This is a genomic window from Achromobacter sp. CSND-B12, from assembly GCF_052906545.1.
On the sequence record NZ_JBREGJ010000001.1, the window covers coordinates 5,102,654 to 5,118,707 of the forward strand.

The following is a 16,054-nucleotide window of genomic DNA, read 5'->3' on the forward strand; positions in this document are numbered from 1 at the left end:
GCGATGAAAGAAGCCCCCACGCTGCGCCTTCGGCTTGCTGCCCCCCGAGGGGGCGTTTTCATCTTGAGGCGGCTCGGCGATGAAAGAAGCCCCCACGCTGCGCCTTCGGCTTGCTGCCCCCCGAGGGGGCGTTTTCATCTTGAGGCGGCTCGGCGATGAAAAAAGGCCGCCTCTTGCGAAGGCGGCCTGTGTCGGCGAGGCGGGCTGCGTTCAGATCTTCTTTTCGCCGCCGAGAGCCTCGACCAGCTCGGCCAGCATCTTGGCCAGTTCGCCGGTCATGAGTATCATGTCGGAGTCGAACTTCTCGTCGTCGTTGGCGGCGACGGTGTCGTTGCCTTCCTTGAGCACGTCCAGCGGCGCGACGCGCTTGACGTCCAGGCCCTCGGTCAGCACGAACGAAATGCGGTCGGCCCAGGTCATGGCCAGGCGCGTGCACTGCTTGCCCGACTGGATGTGGCGGCGCACGTCGTCGGCGTCGATGGAGTGCTTGACGTAGCGGATGGCCGCGCCGCTTTCACCGGACGAACGCAGCTCGGTGTCCTGGTCGATGCTGAAGTTGCTCGGCGCTTCGTCTTCCGCCAGCCAACCGGTCATCGCGGAGGCGGGCGACTGCGCCACGTACAGGTTTTCGAGCGGGAACGGGTCCACGCACTTGGCCAAAAGGCCGATGACTTCATCGGCCTTGGCCGAGGCGGCGGCGTCGATCACCAGCCAGTGGTTCTGCGGGTCGATCCACACGCGGGTGTCGCGGTACACGCTGAAGGCGCGCGGCAGCAGTTCGTCAGTGACGCGCTCCTTGATTTCCTTCATCTGCTTGCGGCCCGGCTTGTAGCCTTGCTGCTCTTCGATTTCCTGGGCGCGCGCCTTGGCGACCTGGTTGACGACGGTGCTGGGCAGCAGCTTTTTCTCGGCGCGCAGATTCAGCAGGATCTGCCCGCCCACGACGTGGGCCAGCCCGCCGTTTTCGCGCGGCGGGACCCAGCCCAGGCTTTGCATTTCGAGGTTGTTGCCGGCCTGGTAGGCATGCCGCGCAAGCGTTTCTTCAAGCTGCTCGCCGGTCAGCGTCCACGGCGAGGAGAGACGGTAAATCTTGAGATTCTTGAACCACATGAGCGTCGGCCAAAAGGGTTGATTCTATACGACGCGGACCGCTTTGCCGTAGCGGCGCAATACGATGGGGCCAGGCGACACGTTCTGTCACTGACAGGGGGACGGCCTTGCGGTAATGTCCGCGACATCCCCGTGCAATAGGAGAAGAAGCATGAAGATCGTCGGCGCCATCCTGATCGTGCTGGGCATTGCCGCCCTGGCCTACAAGGGCTTCAGCTACAAGTCCGAGGAAACCGTGCTGCAGGTCGGCTCGGTCAAGGCCACGGCCGAGACCGAGAAGTCCGTGCCAATTCCGATGTGGGCCGGTATTGCCGCGATCGTGGCCGGCGTGCTGGTCATCGGGGTCGGCATGCGCCGTTGAGGCGCATCCCCCGGAAAACCGGAGGCGGCCATCGCGGCCGCCTTTTTTTTGCGCCGGCGTCAGCCACCGCAAAAAAAAGCGGCCCGGCTCAATAAAGGCCGGGCCGGTACGGGAGCACACAATACCGCGTCATAAAAGGCTCGCGGGGAACGCGGTATCGGTGTCAGAACACTAGCCCTGCAACCGCCTGGCAGGGGGATCAATCGCCGGGCGATGAGGCGCAAGGCCGTAATCTGAGGCGCCAGTCTAACGGCGGGGGTCTGACAGCGTCCTGAATCAGGATTGCGCATCGCGTGTCCGCGGTCCATCCAGCCCCGGTCGTTGCCAGGCTGGACGGCCGGCGAGGATTGCGGCGCAAAAAAAAAGCTCCCAGGGGAGCTTTTGAAAGGCCGGGCAGGCGCAGCAGTCCCGCCCGGCGGGGGATGGTCGTTAAGCGTTGATGTCGTTGTCCTTGGACTCGCGCACGAAGAGCGTGCCGATGACCAGGGTCATGACCGCGATGATGATCGGGTACCACAGGCCGTCGTAGATGTTGCCGGTGGCGGCCACCACGGCGAAGGCGACCGGGGGCAGGAAGCCGCCGAACCAGCCGTTGCCGATGTGGTACGGCAGGCTCATCGAGGTGTAGCGGATGCGGGTCGGGAACATTTCCACCAGCATGGCCGCGATCGGGCCGTACACCATGGTCACGTAAATCACCAGGATGGTCAGCAGTACGACGACCATGACGTTGTTGCTCTGCGCCGGATCGGCCTTGGCCGGGTAGCCGTGGCTGCGGATCGCGGTGGTCAGGGCCTTGTCCAGCTCGGCGGCCTTGGCCTTGAAGTCGGCCGGGGCCATGCCCTTGCCGTCGAACGAGGCGAATTCGTCGCTGCCGATCTTGACCTTGGCCACCGAGCCGGCCGGGGCCGCCTCGTTCTTGTAGTTCACCGAGTTGCGCGCCATGAACGACTTGACCACGTCGCAGGAGCTGGTGAACGAAGCAGTGCCCACCGGGTTGAACTGGAATGAGCAGGTGGACGGGTCGGCGATGACCGTGACCGGCGCGCTGGCCTGCGCCTTTTCGAGCGCGGGGTTGGCGAAGTGCGTCAGGCCCTGGAAGATCGGGAAGTAGGTTGCGGCGGCGATCAGGCAGCCCGCCATGATGATGGGCTTGCGGCCGATCTTGTCCGACAGCGCGCCGAAGATCACGAAGAACGGCGTGCCGATCAGCAGCGCGATCGCGATCATGATGTTGGCGGTGTTGGCGTCGACCTTCAGCGTCTGCGTCAGGAAGAACAGCGCGTAGAACTGGCCGGTGTACCAGACCACGGCCTGGCCGGCGGTCAGGCCCAGCAGCGCCAGCAGCACGACCTTCAGGTTCTTCCACTGGCCGAACGATTCGGCGATGGGAGCCTTCGAGCCCTTGCCTTCATCCTTCATGCGCTGGAAGGTCGGCGACTCGTTCAATTGCAGGCGGATCCACACCGAGATGCCCAGCAGCACGACCGAGATCAGGAACGGAATGCGCCAGCCCCAGGCCTTGAAGTCGTCCTCGCCCATGAAGGTGCGGATGCCCAGGATCACCAGCAGCGACAGGAACAGGCCGAGCGTGGCGGTAGTCTGGATCCACGACGTGTAGAAGCCGCGGCGGCCGTGCGGCGCGTGCTCGGCGACGTAGGTCGCGGCGCCGCCGTACTCGCCGCCCAGCGCCAGGCCTTGCAGCAGGCGCAGGACGATCAGGATGGCGGGCGCGGCCAGGCCGATACTGGCGTAGCTGGGCAGCACGCCCACCAGGAAGGTGGACAGGCCCATGATCACGATGGTGACCAGGAAGGTGTATTTACGTCCGACCAGGTCGCCCAGGCGGCCGAACACCAGCGCGCCGAAAGGGCGCACCGCGAAACCGGCGGCGAAGGCCAGCAGCGCGAAGATGAAGCCGGCCGTGGGGTTCACGCCGGAGAAGAAGTGCTGGGCGATGATGGCGGCCAGCGAACCGTAAAGATAAAAGTCATACCACTCGAACACCGTGCCCAGCGACGAGGCAAAGATGACGCGGCGTTCATCCTTGGTCATCGGGCGCGGATTCGCGGATGGACCGCGACCTGCCATGGTAGTTGTGCTCATGATGTCTCCTCGATTTTTCTGGCCGGCGGTTTTCCGCCGTGCTTGACCCTCCGCCGGCGGGGCCGACATCGAGCTACCGCAAGGTTGGAACGCCAGGCTGACGGGGTTCTGACGAGACCCTTACCTGAATCTTAAAATTGAAATAAAAGGTAACTTTTCCCTGGGGGGCTAGGGATAGTCCTAGGGACATAGTGGGGAACCTTGCCTCGCCCGGGCGCGAACCTGCCATGCGAAGAATGGGTCGGCAAGATGGGGCGTGCGCCTGTGCGCAAGGGGGGAGCCTTGCATGGCGCCCGCACGCCACGGCAGCCCTAGTCGCCGAGGTCCTCGACCGGTTCGGCGTAGAGCGGAAACACCACCCGGATGCGAGTGCCGGGCAGCTCGGAGTGCGGGGTCGGATGGTCGCTGATGAGGACGGTCGCCTGGTGCTTCTGGGCGATTTCCCGGACGATGGCCAGGCCCAGTCCGCTGCCGTCGGACAGGGTGCCCAGCACGCGGTAGAAGCGGTCGAACACGCGTTCGCGCTCTTCGAGCGCGATGCCGGGGCCAGAGTCCTCGACTTCCAGCACGGCCTGCCCATCGAGGGCTTGCACGCGCACCGTGATGTGGCCGCCGCGCGGCGTGTAGCGCAGCGCGTTGTCGACCAGGTTGTTGAGCAGCTCGGCCAGCAGCAGCGGGTTGCCGTTGATCTCGACCGGGGTCTCCGAACCCTCGAAGCCCAGGTCGGTGCCGAGCGACAGCGCCTGCGGCACCCAGTGCATGGCCTGCTCATAGGCGATGGCGTTCAGGTCGGTGGCGGCCAGCCCGATGGCGCTGGGGTTTTCGGCCCGCGCCAGCAGCAGCAATTGGTTCACCAGGCGGGTGGCGCGTTCGGAGCCGGTCACCAGCTGGCGCAGGCTGGCCTGCATTTCCTCGGGACTGGCGTCGCGCAGGGCCAGCTCGGCCTGGGTGCGCAGGCCGGCCAGCGGCGTCTTCAACTGGTGCGCGGCGTCGGCGACGAAGCGGCGCTGCGCCTGCACGTTGGCGGACAGGCGGTCGAGCAGGTCGTTCATGGCCGCCACCAGCGGCGCGATCTCGGAGGGCGCGGCGCGTTCGTCGATGGGCGACAGGTCGTCCGGCCGGCGCGCCCGCAGCCGCTGCTGCAGCGCGTTCAGCGGCGCGACGCCGCGCGACAGGCCGAACCACACCAGCAACACCGCGATCGGCAGCACCACGAACTGCGGAATGATCACGCCCTTGATGATGTCGTTGGCCAGCTGGGTGCGCTTTTCCACCGTCTCGGCCACGATCAAGAGCGCCGGCTGGGTATTGGGCAGGTTCAGGTCGACCCAGGTGAAGGCCAGGCGTACGCCGAAGCCGCGCAGGGTGTCGTCCTCGTACTGGACTTCGCCGGGTCGCGGCTGGCCGACCGAGGCCGGCAGCGGCAGGGCGCGGTCGCCGCCCAGGTATTCGCCGCGGCTTCCCAGGGCCAGCCAGAACACGCTGTCGGTTTCATCGGCGCGCAGCACCTCGCGCGCCGGGTCGGTCATGCGCAGCACCGCGCGGCCATCCTGGGCATGGACCTGGCGCGTCAGCACGTGCAGGTTGTTGGCCAGCGCGCGGTCGTAGGGCACGTTGGCGATGTTCTGCGCCACCACGTAGGTGATGGCGACGCTCATGGGCCACAAGAGGAACAGCGGCGCCAGCATCCAGTCGAGGATCTCGCCCAGCAGCGAGCGCTGCGGTGGCGCGAAACTGGGGCCGCGGGCCCCGGCCTGCATCACATCCAGCGCTTCCTGGTTGAGCGCCTCCGGCTGTGGCGGTTCAGCTGGCGAGGTAGGCCGCACCCTGGTCCCGTTCGAGGCAATAGCCCAGGCCGCGCACCGTCACGATCTTCACGCCGCTGGGCTCGAGCTTCTTGCGCAGGCGGTGCACGTAGACTTCGATGGCATTGGTGCTGACTTCCTCACCCCATTCGCACAGGTGGTCCACCAGCTGGGTTTTGCTGACCATGCGGCCGCTGCGGGTCAGCAGGATTTCCAGCAGGCTGACCTCGCGCGCGGACAGGTCCAGCGTCTGGTCGTCGACCGTGGCCACGCGCCCGGTCTGGTCGAACACCAGTCGGCCATGCTTGAGCAACGTGGCGCCGCCGCCCGCGCCGCGGCGGGTCAGAGCGCGCACGCGCGCTTCCAGTTCCGACAGGGCGAAGGGCTTGGCCATGTAGTCGTCGGCGCCCAGGTCCAGCCCCTTGACGCGCTGCTCGATGCTGTCGGCGGCGGTCAGGATCAGGACAGGCAGGGCGGAATTGCGGGCGCGCAGCCGGCGCAGGACCTCCAGGCCGGCCAGTTGCGGCAGGCCGAGGTCGAGGATCAGCAGGTCGAAGGCCTGGGCCGCCAGCGCCGAATCGGCCGCCAGGCCGTCGCGGACGGCGTCGACCGCGTAACCGTTGTGGCGCAACGAGCGTGACAGGCCGTCGGCCAGGATGCTGTCGTCTTCCGCGATCAGGATGCGCATGGGCAGTCGAAAAGAAGAAGGGCGCCGGGTGAGCGGCGCACGCGTGCCGCCCTCGGTGGGATGCCGGGGCGGCGTGCCGGGAGCGCAATGGGGACATAGCGCCAGTTTTTTCCCTGATTCTGTCATACGGCACCGGGCTTGCCCACTCAGGGAATACGTGGAAAACTGTGGCGCACTGGTTTTTTGTACAGTACAATCCGATGCCATAATCTGCGCTATCGCTTTACCGATCACCGCTTCAGCGCCACAGCTTTCACCGCCAGTTTTCTGGCAACAGCTGTCAGCAACGGCCCGATCACCCCTTGCGACAACCCGCGCGCTGACCGACACCCGTGCCGCGCCCCGATACGTTACAGACCCAGACCTGACAGGACACTACATGGACGACAAAACCACCAAGGCCGCCGCTTCGGAAAAAGCCAAGGCGCTGGCCGCCGCGCTCTCGCAGATCGAAAAGCAGTTCGGCAAGGGCTCGATCATGCGCTACGGCGACAACGAGGTCTCGCATGACATCCAGGTGGTGTCGACCGGCTCGCTGGGGCTGGACATCGCGCTGGGCGTCGGCGGCCTGCCGCGTGGCCGCGTGGTGGAAATCTACGGTCCGGAATCCTCGGGCAAGACCACGCTGACCCTGCAGGTCGTGGCCGAAATGCAGAAGCTGGGCGGCACCTGCGCCTTCGTCGACGCCGAACACGCGCTGGACGTGCAGTACGCCTCGAAGCTGGGCGTCAACCTGGCCGACCTGCTGATCTCGCAGCCGGACACGGGCGAGCAGGCCCTGGAAATCACCGACGCGCTGGTGCGCTCGGGTTCGGTCGACCTGATCGTGGTCGACTCGGTCGCCGCCCTGGTGCCCAAGGCCGAAATCGAAGGCGAAATGGGCGATTCGCTGCCCGGCCTGCAGGCCCGCCTGATGAGCCAGGCGCTGCGCAAGCTGACCGCCACCATCAAGAAGACCAACTGCATGGTCATCTTCATCAACCAGATCCGCATGAAGATCGGCGTGATGTTCGGCAACCCCGAAACCACCACGGGCGGAAACGCGCTCAAGTTCTACGCCTCGGTGCGCCTGGACATCCGCCGCATCGGCTCGATCAAGAAGGGCGACGAGGTCGTCGGCAACGAAACCCGCGTCAAGGTGGTCAAGAACAAGGTCGCGCCCCCGTTCAAGCAGGCCGAGTTCGACATCATGTACGGCGCCGGCATCTCGCGCGAAGGCGAAATCATCGACCTGGGCGTGGCCGCCAACGTGGTGGACAAGTCGGGCGCGTGGTACAGCTACAACGGCAACCGCATCGGCCAGGGCAAGGACAACGTCCGTGAATACCTGAAGGAACACAAGGAACTGGCGATCGAGATCGAAAACCGGGTCCGCGAGAACCAGGGCATCGTCAGCCGCGCCGCGGAATTCGTGCCCACCGCCGAAGACGACAGCGAAGAGTAATCGCGTCGCCCCTTCACCGGATAGCGCCGGGCCCGCCAGCCCGGCCGCCAGCGGCAGGCTCCCGTCCCGGGAGGCCTGCCGCTGGCACATAGAGGAAGCGCATGAGCTGGAAACCGCCCGTCACGTCCGCTGATCGCCTGCGCGCCAGGCTGGACGATGAATTCGAGACCGTGGCCAAGCCCGAAGGGCTGCGCCGCACGTCGGACCTGCGGCGGGCCGCCGAATCCACCGGGGCGTCCGGCCAGGAACCAGAGGGCGCCGGCGCGCCGGCGTCGCAGTGGCAGCGCAGCTCCGAACGGCGCGCGGCCGGCGGGCGCGGCCGGCGTGGCAAGGGCGGTGATGATGGCGATGGCACGGACGAGGGGGCGCAGGCATCCGAAGACAAGTCGCGCCCGCGCCCCAAGGGGCCGTCGCTGAAAATGCGGGCGGTGGGTTATCTGTCGCGGCGCGAGCATGCCCGCGATGAGCTGGCGCGAAAACTCGCGCCCCATGCCGAAGACCCCGATGAGGTCGAGCGCGTGTTGGACGCGCTGGAAAAGGAAGGCTGGCTGTCGACCGAGCGTTTTGCGCAAAGCCTGGTGCACCGCCGCGCCTCGCGCCAGGGGGCGGCCCGCATCGTGCAGGAATTGCGCCAGCACGGCGTGGATGACGCCCAGGTATCCGAGCTGCGCGAGCAATTGCGCGCCACCGAATACGAGCGCGCGCTCGAGGTCTGGCAGAAACGCTTCGGCGCCAAGCCCGGGGATCGCGCCGCCTATGCCAAGCAGGCCCGCTTCCTGGCCAGCCGCGGCTTCGCGCATGACGTCATCCGTCGCATCCTGGGCGCGGGCGACGACGACTGAGCGGGCCGCGCGGCGAGGGCCATTGCCGGCCCGTCGTTGCCTTTTCCTATTTCGCCGACTTGATGCCGCTCAGCGTCTTGAAGCAGACGTCGCGCGTCAATGTCAGGAATTCGTCGATGTACGAGGCGTCGGTGTCCTCGCTGCGCACCGTCGCGTACAAGGTGCGCCACACGCCCTGGGGCCCCAGCCGGCACTGTCGCAGCCAACCCTGGTTCATGTATTCGGTCAGCGCCCAGTTGGGCAGGGCGGCCACGCCGCGGTTGCTGGCCACCAGTTGCGCGATGATGGGCGTCAGTTCCGCCTTGCGGATGGCGGCCGGTTCGACGTCGGCGGGATCCAGGAAGGCCGTGAAGATGTCCAGGCGCTGCTTGTCCACCGGATAGGTGATCAGCGTCTGGTCGGCCAGTTGGTCGGGCATGACGAACTTGCTGCCGGCCAGCGGATTCGATTCGGACACGGCCAGCACCAGTTCGTACTTGAACAGGGGCAGGTACTCGACCGCGTCCAGCGGCTGCGGGTCGGACGTGATCACCAGGTCGAGGTCGCCGCGCACCAGCGCGGGCAGGGGGGCGAACGAGAAGGCCGCCGACAGGTCCAGCGCCACGTCGGGCCATTGCGCGCGGAAGGCGTCGAGCGCCGGCATCAACCACTGGAAGCAGGAATGGCAATCGATGGCCAGGTGCAGGCGGCCGGTGCGGCCCGCGGCCAGCCGCTGCAATTCCCGTTCGGTGGCGCGCATGCGCGGCAGCACTTCGTCGGCCAGCGCCAGCACGCGCAGGCCCGCCGTGGTCAGGCGGGCCGGCCGGGTGCGGCGGTTCAGCAGCGGCGTGCCCAGCCGGGTTTCGAGGTCGCGCAACTGATGCGACAAGGCCGACTGGGTCAGGTGCAGGCGCTCGGCGGCTTCCTGCAGGCTGCCGCCTTCGCGGATGGCGGTCAACGTTTCGAGGTGGCGGATTTCCAGCATGGGGCGGCGGTAGCGGTGAGGATGGCGCCGTCGCCGGGGGGGCAACACGGCGGGAACTCCCGACCAGGGGCGGGCATGAACTTATATTCTATGAGATTTTTTCATCTTATGAATGTAGACATTGATTTTGATTCATTTTGCTTTGGGTCCAGAATAATCGGCACTTGAACAAAATTTGCCTAAGACGCGACTGCCATGACTACGATTCATAATTTGGGGTTCCCCCGCATTGGTGCCCAGCGCGAACTGAAGCGCGCGGTCGAAGCCTATTGGGCGGGTAAGCAGACCGGCGAAACGCTGGAGCAGACCGGCCGCGAGCTGCGCGCCCGGCACTGGCAGGTGCAGGCCGCCGCCGGCGTCAAATTCGTGCCGGTGGGCGATTTCGCCTGGTACGACCAGATCCTGGAATGGACCACGCTGTTGGGCGCCGTGCCGGCGCGGTTCGGCCAGAAGGACAACGAGCCGGTTTCGCTGGACACGCTGTTCCGCATGGGCCGCGGTCGCGCCCCGTCGGGCAAGCCCGCCGCCGCTTGCGAAATGACCAAATGGTTCGACACCAACTACCACTACATCGTGCCGGAACTGGTGCCGGGCCAGGCGTTCCGCATCGCGCGTGAATCGCTGTTCGAGCAGATCCGCGAAGCGCAGGCGCTGGGCCATGCCGTCAAGCCGGTGATCCCGGGTCCGCTGACCTGGCTGTTCCTGGGCAAGGGCGACGCCTTTGCCGGCGGCGCGGCCGACGCGGCCAAGCTGCAATTGCTGGCCAACCTGCTGCCGGTGTACCAGGAAGTGCTGGCCCGCTTCGCCAAGCTGGGCGTGGAGTGGGTGCAGATCGATGAACCCATCCTGGTGCTGGACCTGCCGCAAGCCTGGCGCGATGCCTTCAGGCAGGTCTACGCCACGTTCTCGGCCAGCCCGGTCAAGCTGCTGGTCGCCACCTACTTCGATGGCCTCAAGGACAACCTGGGCACGGCGCTGGCGCTGCCGGTAGCCGGCCTGCACGTGGACCTGGTGCGCGCTCCGGAGCAACTGGCCGACGTGCTGGCCGGCCTGGGCGCCGACAAGGTGCTGTCCGCCGGCGTCATCAACGGCCGCAACATCTGGCGCACCGATCTGGATGCCGCGATTGCGACGCTGGCGCCCGTCAAGCAGCAACTGGGCGAGCGGCTATGGCTGGCGCCGTCGTGCTCGCTGTTGCACGTGCCGGTGGACCTGGCCAACGAAACCGAACTGGACGCCGAGCTCAAGAGCTGGCTGTCGTTCGCCGCGCAGAAGCTGGACGAGTTGAGCTTGCTGGGCCGCGCGCTGGACAGCGCCACCGAGGCCAGCGTGCAGGACGGCCTGGCCCGTCAGCGCGCCGCCCTGGCCGCGCGTCGCTCGTCCGCCCGCATCCACAACCCCGCCGTGGCGCAACGCATGGCCGCCTCGGCCGCGGTATCGCGTGACCGCGCGCCTTTCGCCGGCCGTATCGCCCGGCAGCAGGAAGAGCTCGGCCTGCCGGCGTTCCCGACCACCACCATCGGTTCGTTCCCGCAGACCGCCGAGATCCGCGCGTTGCGCCGCGACTGGAAGGCGGGCGCGCTGACGGATTCGGCCTACGAGAGCGCCATCCGCAAGGAAATCGAGGAAGTGATCCGATTCCAGGAGAAGGTCGGCCTGGACGTGCTGGTGCATGGCGAACCCGAGCGCAACGACATGGTGGAGTACTTCGGCGAGCTGCTGGCCGGCTTTGCCTTCACCAGGAACGGCTGGGTGCAGAGCTACGGTTCGCGTTGCGTCAAGCCGCCGATCATCTTCGGTGACGTGGCGCGCCCCGCGCCGATGACGGTGGGCTGGTCCTCGTACGCCCAGTCGCTGACCGACAAGCCGGTCAAGGGCATGCTGACGGGTCCGGTCACCATCCTGCAGTGGTCGTTCGTGCGCGACGACCAGCCGCGCGAACAGACCTGCCGCCAACTGGCGCTGGCCTTGCGCGACGAGGTGGTGGACCTGGAAGCGGCCGGCATCAGCGTCATCCAGATCGACGAGCCGGCCATCCGCGAGGGCCTGCCGCTGCGCCGCGCCGATTGGCAGGCGTACCTGGACTGGGCCGTGGATTGCTTCCGCCTGTCGACCGCCGGCGTGCGCGACGAGACCCAGATCCACACGCACATGTGCTATTCGGAGTTCAACGACATCATCGAGTCGATCGCCGCCATGGACGCGGACGTGATCACGATTGAGACGTCGCGCTCCAACATGGAACTGCTCAAGGCGTTCGAGGATTTCCGCTATCCGAACGACATCGGCCCGGGCGTCTACGACATCCACTCGCCCAACGTTCCGGAAGTGGACTGGATGGTCGGCCTGATGCAGAAAGCCGCCGCCCGCCTGCCCAAGGAGCGGTTGTGGGTCAATCCGGATTGCGGCCTGAAGACCCGCGCCTGGCCGGAAACCGAAGCGGCGTTGATCGGCATGGTGCAAGCCGCCCGCGCACTGCGCGAAGCCGCCTGACCGGCGGCTGCCGGCCCGCCGTGAGTTTGCCGGGGCCGGCAACCCGGAGCCCCTGTGTTGCGCGCCTGATGCACGCCACAGGGGTTTTTTTCGTCCCTGCTTGAACGAATTCGCACCGTGTGGGTCAATAGGCAAACATCCCATTTGCCGGATTGTCGCCGTACCTATGATTCTCCAAGGCCCCCGTCGGCCGGATCTGCTGCAAGCGGAAACGCTGCCCGATATCCTGGAAGCCACGATCCTGCGGCATCCCGCCGCCATTGCCATCCACTGGCTGGATCAATCCCTCACTTATGACGAACTCGGGCGCCGCGCCGACCTGGCCGCGCACCACCTGATCGAGGCCGGCGTGCGGCCGGGCGACATCGTCGGCCTGTGCCTGCCGCGCGGCGACGAACTGCTCGTCATGCAGGCGGCCATCGCCAAGGCGGGCGCGGCCTGGCTGCCGTTCGAATCCGACACGCCGCCCGAGCGCATGCTGGTTTGCCTGCAGGACGCCGGCGCCCACGGGCTGGTTGCCGGTGGCGAGGTCAGCCTGGACGGCATGGCCACCTGGACGCCTTGGGAATTGGCGGCGGCGGTCGACGCGCCATTGCGGCGCCGGGATGGCCTGCTGCCCGAACATCCCGCCTACGTCATCTACACGTCGGGGTCCACCGGCAAGCCCAAGGGCGTGCCGATCAGCCAGGCCAGCATCTGCCATTTCCTGCGCAGCGAAAACGAGGTGCTCGGCGTGCGCCACGGCGACAAGGTCTACCAGGGCTTCTCGGTTGCCTTCGATATGTCGTTCGAGGAAATCTGGATCAGCTACCTGGTCGGCGCGACGCTGTGGGTGGCGCCCAAGATGCTGACCACCGATCCGGAGGCGCTGCCCGATGCGCTGGCGCGCGAGGGCGTGACCGTGCTGCACGCGGTGCCGACGCTGCTGGCGCTGTTCGCGCGCGACGTGCCGGGCCTGCGCATCGTCAACCTGGGCGGCGAGATGTGCCCGGAGTTCCTGGTGCAGCGCTGGGCCACGCCCGGCCGGCGCCTGTTCAATACCTATGGTCCCACCGAGACCACCGTGTCGGCCAGCCTGGCCGAACTGCTGCCCGGCCAGCCGGTGACCATCGGCACGCCACTGCCCAACTACGGCATGCTGATCCGCGGCGAGGACGGCGCGGTGCTGCCGCAGGGCCAGACCGGCGAGCTCTGTATCACCGGCCCGGGCGTGGCCGGCGGCTATCTGGGGCGCCCCGAACTGACAGCCGAGAAGTTCCTGGCCAACCCGCGTCCCAGCGGCGAACATGACACCCGCATGTACCGCAGCGGCGACCTGGCGCGCATCGATGAGAACGGCCAGATCCAGTGCCTGGGCCGCAGCGACGATCAGGTCAAGGTGCGCGGCTTTCGCGTCGAACTGGGCGAGATCGAGGCCGCGCTGTACCGCCAGGCTGGCGTTGGCGCCGCCGCCGTGGTGCTGCGCGACCTGGCGGGCATCGACCAACTGGTGGCGTTCCTGACGCCGGAGGGCGATGCCCGTCTCGACCCGCACGCGCTGCGGGCGGCGCTGGCCGCCGAACTGCCGGCCTATATGATTCCGGCCCGTTTCGAGCTGGTGGCCGAGGTGCCGCGCCTGACCTCGGGCAAGATCGACCGCAAGGCCTTGAAGGCGCGCGAACTGGCCACGGCGTCCGAGCCCAGCGGCGAGGATGACGTGCCGGTCTCGGCGGGTGAGCAGGCCCTGTTCGAGGCGCTGCGGCCACTCTTTCCGGGCCAGCCGCTGCGGCTGGCGAGCGATTTCTTCCGCGACCTGGGCGGCCATTCGCTGCTGGCGGCGCGGCTGGTGTCGTCGTTGCGCAAGCATCCGCAGTTCTCGGCTCTGACCATGCACGAGCTCTACCAGCATTCGGTGCTGGGGGCCCTGGCGGCCCGGCTCGATGCGCTGGCGCTCGCTTCGGATGAGGTCCAGGCCCCGGCGGCCGAGGCAGCGGTGGTCGAGCGCGCGCCGCAGTGGCGCCGCTGGGCCTGCGGCCTGGCGCAGCTGGCGGTGCTGCCGCTGTTGATCGGCGTGCGCATGCTGATCTGGCTGACGCCGTTCTTCACTTACCACTACTTCACCGGCGACGAGGGCGATTCGGTATGGCGCGCGGTGGCGCTGTCGATCGCCAGCTACCTGGCCTGCAACCTGCTCAGCTTTGGCGTGGCGGTGGTCTGCAAGTGGGGCATCCTGGGGCGACTCAAGGCCGGCCGCTATCCGCTCTATGGCTGGACCTTCTATCGCTGGTGGCTGGTCGACCGCATCCTCGACATCCCGCCGGCTCACCTGCTGGCGGGCTCGCCGTTGCAGGCCTGGTACTTGCGGGCGCTGGGCGCGCGCATTGGCCGCGACACCGCCATCAGCCGCATTTCGGTGCGCGCCCCGGATCTGCTGACGGTGGCTGACGGCGCCAGCATCGGCGCCGCCGTCAACCTGGAGAACTTTGAAGTGCGCGGCGCGCATTGGGAGGTGTCGCCCATCGCGCTGGGCGCGAATGCCTACGTCGGCTCCTACGCGGTGGTGCAGGGCGACGTCGTGATCGAGGACGACGGCCGGCTCGAGGGCCTGTCTTCGCTGCCCGCCGGCGCCCGTATCCCGGCCGGCCAGATATGGACCGGCGCGCCGGCGCGGCACGATCCGCAGGCGCGCGCCCCCGAGCTACCCGCGCGGCCGGCGCGCGAAGGACGCTGGGCGCGGCTGGACGTGCTGGCCTACGCGGCCGGCGGCACGCTGATCGCGGCCCTGTTCTTCATGCCCGTGTTCCCGAGTTTCGTGCTGATCGACTGGATCGACGCGCGCTGGCTCGACCTGATGGGCTCGCGCGTGTCCTGGCCCTACGCGTTCCTGGTCTACCTGTTGCTGGCGCTGCCGGCCAGCGCCTTGCTGCTGCTGCTGACCGTGCTGGTGTCCGCGCTGTTGCGCTGGACGCTGCTGCCGCGCCTGACCAGCGGCCGCTGGCCGGTGTATGGACAAATCTACCTGCGGCGCTGGCTGACCAACCAGATCCAGGAATCCAGCCTGAGCGTGCTGCACGGTTTGTACGCGTCGATCTACGCCGGCACCTGGTACCGGCTGCTGGGCGCCAGGGTCGGGCGCGGCACCGAAATCTCGACCGCGATGGGCATCGTGCCCGACATGTTGACCCTGGGCCGCGACAGCTTCATTGCCGACGGCGTGATGCTGGGCGACGAGGAGATCGACCGGGGCTGGATGACCATGCGGCCCACCGTCATCGGCAATCGCAGCTTCGTTGGCAACGGCGCCTATGTGCCGGACGGCTCGGTGCTGCCCGACGACGTGCTGATCGGCGTGCAGAGCCGGGCCCCGGCCAATGCCCGCATGGCCAGCGGCCAGACCTGGCTCGGCAATCCGCCGTTGGCGCTGCCGGCGCGCGAGCAGGCGGCCGGTTTTCCCGAGCACCTGACCTTCCGCCCCAGCCTGGGCCGCAAGGTGGCGCGCGGCGCGGTCGAGCTGATGCGCATGATCCTGCCGCTGGCGGTGGTGATCGCGGTGGGCTACCTGACGGTCATGAAGGTCATCCCGATCGCCGCGCGCGAGGGATTCCTGGCCGCCTTCGACGAGCTGATGCTGGCCGGGGTGCTCTACGGCGTCGGCACCTTCCTGTTCCTGGTGCTGCTCAAGTGGCTGCTGGTCGGCCGCTACCGGCCGCGTGCCGAGCCCATGTGGACGCCGTTCGTGTGGAAGAGCGAGGCCGTCACCAGCCTGTATGAATCGATCGCGGTGCCCAATTTCTTCAATTTCCTGCGCGCCACGCCCTGGCTACCGCTGGCGCTGCGCTGCATGGGCGCGCGCATCGGCAAGCGCGTGTTCATGGACACCACCGACGTCACCGAGTACGACTGTGTATCAATTGGGGACGATGCCGTCATGCACGCCTGGTCGGGCCCTCAGACCCACCTGTTCGAAGACCGCGTGATGAAAATCGGGCCGGTACGGATCGGCCATGGCGTCAACGTCGGGCCGCGCAGCACCATCCTGTACGACACCCGGGTCGAGGACGGCGCCCGACTGGGGCCGCTGACCCTGGTGCTCAAGGGCGAGAGCATCCCGGCTGGGCAGTCCTGGATGGGTAGCCCGGCCACGCCGTGGACGCGCCAATGAGCCGGCAAGTGTCGGCAAGTGTCGGCAAGTGCCGGCACGCCCGGCGCGGGGCGGGCGCAGCGCGTATTCTGACGGTCGGGGCAGGGCGGGCTGCGCTATA

General features: G+C 67.5%; 10 protein-coding genes. 5 read left to right on the plus strand and 5 right to left on the minus strand.

All coding sequences use genetic code 11. The features are described 5' to 3' along the window. Positions 1 to 210 precede the first annotated feature (210 nt). Positions 211 to 1,110, minus strand: a complete 900-nt coding sequence (locus tag ACUTAG_RS24015) for a recombination-associated protein RdgC (protein ID WP_148316525.1) — start codon at positions 1,108 to 1,110, stop codon at positions 211 to 213. 151 nt (positions 1,111 to 1,261) lie between these two features. On the opposite strand from ACUTAG_RS24015, the gene ACUTAG_RS24020 reads away from it, so the two are divergent. After that, complete coding sequence (locus ACUTAG_RS24020; RefSeq protein ID WP_006388393.1) at positions 1,262 to 1,471, plus strand: hypothetical protein; 210 nt, start codon at positions 1,262 to 1,264, stop codon at positions 1,469 to 1,471. Between the two features lie 429 nt (positions 1,472 to 1,900). Here ACUTAG_RS24020 and ACUTAG_RS24025 read toward each other — a convergent pair whose 3' ends face one another. From ACUTAG_RS24025 to ACUTAG_RS24035, 3 genes are all read right to left on the minus strand, one after another. Continuing rightward, entirely contained in the window at positions 1,901 to 3,562 is a 1,662-nt protein-coding gene (locus ACUTAG_RS24025) for an MFS transporter (protein ID WP_035183535.1), read from the minus strand. 326 nt (positions 3,563 to 3,888) lie between these two features. Beyond that, the gene (locus tag ACUTAG_RS24030) at positions 3,889 to 5,265 is read right to left on the minus strand and encodes a sensor histidine kinase (RefSeq protein ID WP_026383137.1); all 1,377 of its coding nucleotides are present in this window, start codon (positions 5,263 to 5,265) and stop codon (positions 3,889 to 3,891) included. A gap of 115 nt (positions 5,266 to 5,380) precedes the next feature. Further along, the gene (locus ACUTAG_RS24035; protein WP_006388398.1) at positions 5,381 to 6,070 is read right to left on the minus strand and encodes a response regulator transcription factor; all 690 of its coding nucleotides are present in this window, start codon (positions 6,068 to 6,070) and stop codon (positions 5,381 to 5,383) included. Positions 6,071 to 6,449: 379 nt separating this feature from the next. On the opposite strand from ACUTAG_RS24035, the gene recA reads away from it, so the two are divergent. Then, the gene (recA, locus tag ACUTAG_RS24040; protein WP_020924505.1) at positions 6,450 to 7,514 is read left to right on the plus strand and encodes a recombinase RecA; all 1,065 of its coding nucleotides are present in this window, start codon (positions 6,450 to 6,452) and stop codon (positions 7,512 to 7,514) included. A gap of 101 nt (positions 7,515 to 7,615) precedes the next feature. After that, positions 7,616 to 8,356, plus strand: coding sequence for a recombination regulator RecX (recX, locus tag ACUTAG_RS24045; RefSeq protein WP_026383138.1), 741 nt, complete (start codon positions 7,616 to 7,618; stop codon positions 8,354 to 8,356). Positions 8,357 to 8,402: 46 nt separating this feature from the next. On the opposite strand, the gene ACUTAG_RS24050 is transcribed toward recX, so the two are convergent. After that, a complete protein-coding gene (locus tag ACUTAG_RS24050; RefSeq protein WP_006388402.1) occupies positions 8,403 to 9,320 on the minus strand; it encodes a LysR family transcriptional regulator in 918 nt (305 codons plus the stop codon). A gap of 195 nt (positions 9,321 to 9,515) precedes the next feature. Here ACUTAG_RS24050 and metE point away from each other — a divergent pair, with 195 nt between their 5' ends. Continuing rightward, positions 9,516 to 11,813 (plus strand): 5-methyltetrahydropteroyltriglutamate--homocysteine S-methyltransferase, encoded by a 2,298-nt coding sequence (gene metE, locus ACUTAG_RS24055; RefSeq protein ID WP_148316527.1) that lies wholly within the window; start codon positions 9,516 to 9,518, stop codon positions 11,811 to 11,813. A 166-nt stretch (positions 11,814 to 11,979) separates the two neighbouring features. Then, positions 11,980 to 15,954 (plus strand): Pls/PosA family non-ribosomal peptide synthetase, encoded by a 3,975-nt coding sequence (locus ACUTAG_RS24060; RefSeq protein ID WP_446650368.1) that lies wholly within the window; start codon positions 11,980 to 11,982, stop codon positions 15,952 to 15,954. The last annotated feature ends 100 nt before the right edge of the window (positions 15,955 to 16,054 follow it).

Coding starts and splice junctions, on each gene's coding strand:
- ACUTAG_RS24035 (WP_006388398.1), bottom strand. CDS start 6,070: ATGCGCATCCTGATCGCGGAAGACGACAGCATCCTGGCCGACGGCCTG.
- ACUTAG_RS24050 (WP_006388402.1), bottom strand. CDS start 9,320: ATGCTGGAAATCCGCCACCTCGAAACGTTGACCGCCATCCGCGAAGGC.
- ACUTAG_RS24015 (WP_148316525.1), bottom strand. CDS start 1,110: ATGTGGTTCAAGAATCTCAAGATTTACCGTCTCTCCTCGCCGTGGACG.
- ACUTAG_RS24060 (WP_446650368.1), top strand. CDS start 11,980: ATGATTCTCCAAGGCCCCCGTCGGCCGGATCTGCTGCAAGCGGAAACG.
- ACUTAG_RS24025 (WP_035183535.1), bottom strand. CDS start 3,562: ATGGCAGGTCGCGGTCCATCCGCGAATCCGCGCCCGATGACCAAGGAT.
- recX (WP_026383138.1), top strand. CDS start 7,616: ATGAGCTGGAAACCGCCCGTCACGTCCGCTGATCGCCTGCGCGCCAGG.
- ACUTAG_RS24030 (WP_026383137.1), bottom strand. CDS start 5,265: ATGCTGGCGCCGCTGTTCCTCTTGTGGCCCATGAGCGTCGCCATCACC.
- ACUTAG_RS24020 (WP_006388393.1), top strand. CDS start 1,262: ATGAAGATCGTCGGCGCCATCCTGATCGTGCTGGGCATTGCCGCCCTG.
- recA (WP_020924505.1), top strand. CDS start 6,450: ATGGACGACAAAACCACCAAGGCCGCCGCTTCGGAAAAAGCCAAGGCG.
- metE (WP_148316527.1), top strand. CDS start 9,516: ATGACTACGATTCATAATTTGGGGTTCCCCCGCATTGGTGCCCAGCGC.